Source organism: Pedobacter sp. 01N416 (genome assembly GCF_056399685.1).
Window position 1 is genome coordinate 1 of the sequence record NZ_JBFTRT010000554.1, and the last position, 3,337, is coordinate 3,337.

Consider the following 3,337-nt stretch of genomic DNA (forward strand, 5'->3'; position numbering starts at 1 on the left):
ATCATTAACGGTGCTGAGAAGGAAATTTCACACTTTGAATTAACGGCTTAGTTTGGATTTTAATTCATCGAGCAAAGCGACCTGCTTTTCGTTAATGTGTTTAATGGCATTATTGTAGGCAAACCATTCGGCTTTGTCTATTTCAGCAAAACTTTGCTTTTTACCCGATCGCGGCGGCCATTCTATTTCGAAAGTATTACTAACAATTGTAGAAGGATCAAGATCTCCTTCCACAGCCCAACACAATACTTTTTTACCCCCCTTTTGCACAATGGGAGTTAATTCAATAAAGTCGCCGGTTAAGCTTTGACCTGTTTCCTCTTTAAATTCGCGGACTGCAGCTGTTAAAGCTTCTTCACCTTCATTTAGTTCCCCTTTGGGCACTGTCCAAAAGCCAATATCTTTTTTTGCAAAGAATGGCCCACCCGGATGAACCAGAAAAAATTCTACCTGCTGATCTTTTCTTCTGAAGAGCAATATTCCAGCACTCTGTTTCATAAGGGCAAGGTAGGGATTGTATCTAAAGAAGTCAAGTTTTAAAAACTTGACTTCTTTTAAATCTAATTATTAAAAATTTGCCTCTCTAAAGAAATTTCAATAAATTCATTTATGCCAATTAATGAAAAACACATTGAAGATTTTATTGAAAATGAATTCATGCATATTATCTGCAAATCCGTTAGTGGCTCAAAATTATTTAAAGACGATGGTAACAGGATATATTTTCTTCTAAAATATGCACAGTATTCTGCAGGTTATGTAAATACCTATGCTTACATCTTATTGGATAATCACACCCATTTCTTGATAAAAAACACAAGTTCAGATGAACTTAAATCGCATTTAAAATCTTTGAGTAAAGATTCCTTAAAAACACATCAGAAAAAATACTTGGCCAATGAAATTTGCTACAGCGAAGCTGTAGAATTTCAGATGAAAGACTTTTTCATTGCTTATGCAATGGCATTTAATAAGAAAAATGATAGGTCTGGATCTTTATTTGTCAACCCTTTTCGAAGGGTGAGAATTATCGATGAAGTACATTTACATCAATTGATTATTTATATCCATGCAAATGTATTAAAGCATGGTATCTGTACTGAATTTAAAAATTACAAATGGTCGTCTTATCAAACGATTCTGTCGGAGAAGAAGACAATTTTGAAAAGAAAAGAGGTATTAGATTTTTTTGGTGGTAAAAATAGTTTTGTGAAACAGCATCAAATTCAAAGCGAGCACTTCTACATCTGTAATCATCAAATCGAATAGTTCCTATAGAATTCAATATGTCCAAAGAAGTCAAGTTTTAAAAACTTGACTTCTTTCAAATTCATTAAAAAAGCAGCCAGGTTTTTTAAGTCCTGGCTGCTTTATATAATCTGGTATGATGAGATTTTATTGGAGGCGTTTTACAACAACCCGTACAAACCATGGGCGTAATTCCTTAATGAAGATGATACCGTCTTCATCTTTTCGGGAGATGGGCCTTTTACTTTATAGGCTTCTGGATGAAGTTCTAAAGGTTGTTCGTTAATGTGTTCTAATGTGTTTCTATTGCTTAATGTAGCATGTTGTTCTTCGCTTAATTTTAAAGGTGCCATGATCTTGAAATTTATACTAGAACAACAGGATTATCTGGAATAAGTTTGCGGCTTTTTGTAATTTTTTAAGATTATTTTCCAAGACCCGAAATCCAGTTTTCGGTATCCGAAATTTTAACCGGCACGGCCGAAGCAATGATTTTCAGCACCCCTCCTGCATTGATATCTTCTTGCGTGATAAAGTTCTTTTTGAAAGGCTTTCCGTTAAGAAAAACGGCCTTGATATATTTGTTTTTCAAGCTAAAATTTTCAGTTTCGATGGTAAATGTTTTTCCTTTTGGCAGGTTATAGCTTAGCGATGGAAATAAAGGCACATTTAAATAATAAATTGGCCACCCTACACATGCCGGAGAAAAACCACTTGCCGCAAACACATACCAGGCACTCATTGCACCGGCATCATCGTCCATAGTACGCAGATAGGCATGTGGCTGGTTTCTATAAATTTTACCGATATAACTACCGATTCCGCGGCTGTTATCGTTAAAATAATTTTGGATTACGGTATCAGCTGCCAATTGATGCATCCAATATTGCGATTTATAACCAGACTTGGTAACATTATACATCAATGGTACCTGCAAATCTGGTTCATTGGCATGGTTGTATAAATCACGCGCAAAAAATTCGTCGAGTTTTGCCAGATAAGATTCCTCTCCCCCGTCCAGTTCAATCAACCCTTTAAAATCATAAGGCACAAACCATCGATATTGCCAGATGGTACCCTGGTATAAACCACGGGCCTGCATACGGTCGACATCATTTTTGCTCATATCTTTAAAATCCTTGTTCCAATATTTCTTGTATTCAAGCGCTTTATTGAGATAAAAATCAGATTTTTCTTTATTCTTTAAAATCTTAAAGATTTCTGCCAATGCCCAGTTATCGTAACTCGATTCCAGTGCTTTATCTGGAGATTTGTAATCCAGGCCATTTACCTCTTTCACTAACGAATCGGCAATCTTGTTAAAATCTACCGGATAACCCTTGCGGTAGGCATCAAGCAAAACCACAATGGCATGTTCAGAACGCACGGTATTTGATGGCTCATTTTGCCCGGCATAATCTTTTTTGCCCGAGTTATACAGATCAGCAATAGAACTGACCATTCCAGCATACCTATCTTGTTCAATTAGCGAAAGCAAAGGCAACTGCGTACGGTAATTGTCCCAAATGGCCCAGCCGTTGTAGCGGATTTCTTTATCTTTCTGAATTTCGCCTTTTGTATTGCGATATGTTCCATCAGTTTCTGAAATTACATAAGGCGATTGCATGGTGCGATATAAAAGCGAATAAAATAGTTTTGCACTTTCTAGATCGCCATTTACGGCAATTTTGGAAAGATCGGTATTCCAATCGGCTTTGCTTTGTTCTTTTACGGTATTGAAAGGATTTTTATTGACAGAAGCTTTTGCAGCTTCAACACTTACCGAAGAAAGTGCAATATCGATTCCCACTGAGGTTAATTCTCCTTTAAGCGTGGCAATCATTTTATGATCGTCTATTACTTTCCATGATACATTATCGCCGATTTCCATATAATAGAACAATTTGTATTTACCTGCACCACAGGTTGTTTTTGAGGTAATCCATCCACTTACGCTATTACCGTTTATCTCGTGCGATTCGGCTACAAAAGCACCGTTAAAAGCATAACCCAAATCGAGGTAAAAACCTTTGGCCCCTTTCGGAAATTGGTAGACATGCTTCCCGGCTTTGCCCAATACGGTAAAACT

The 3,337-nt window shown here is 36.7% G+C and carries 4 protein-coding genes; 1 reads left to right on the plus strand and 3 read right to left on the minus strand.

Going from position 1 to position 3,337, the window contains the following annotated elements:
• Positions 1 to 39: 39 nt before the first annotated feature.
• A complete protein-coding gene (locus AC1DND_RS23440; protein ID WP_477584999.1) occupies positions 40 to 498 on the minus strand; it encodes an NUDIX hydrolase in 459 nt (152 codons plus the stop codon).
• 111 nt (positions 499 to 609) lie between these two features.
• Between AC1DND_RS23440 and AC1DND_RS23445 the strand changes: the two genes are divergently transcribed.
• Positions 610 to 1,269, plus strand: coding sequence for a transposase (locus AC1DND_RS23445; protein ID WP_477585000.1), 660 nt, complete (start codon positions 610 to 612; stop codon positions 1,267 to 1,269).
• 140 nt (positions 1,270 to 1,409) lie between these two features.
• Here the strand turns inward: AC1DND_RS23445 and AC1DND_RS23450 are convergent, their stop codons facing one another.
• Both AC1DND_RS23450 and AC1DND_RS23455 read right to left on the minus strand, forming a co-directional pair.
• Entirely contained in the window at positions 1,410 to 1,601 is a 192-nt protein-coding gene (locus tag AC1DND_RS23450; protein WP_477585001.1) for a hypothetical protein, read from the minus strand.
• A gap of 71 nt (positions 1,602 to 1,672) precedes the next feature.
• On the minus strand, positions 1,673 to 3,337 hold a 1,665-nt coding region (locus tag AC1DND_RS23455; RefSeq protein ID WP_477585002.1), incomplete at its 5' end, for a glycoside hydrolase domain-containing protein.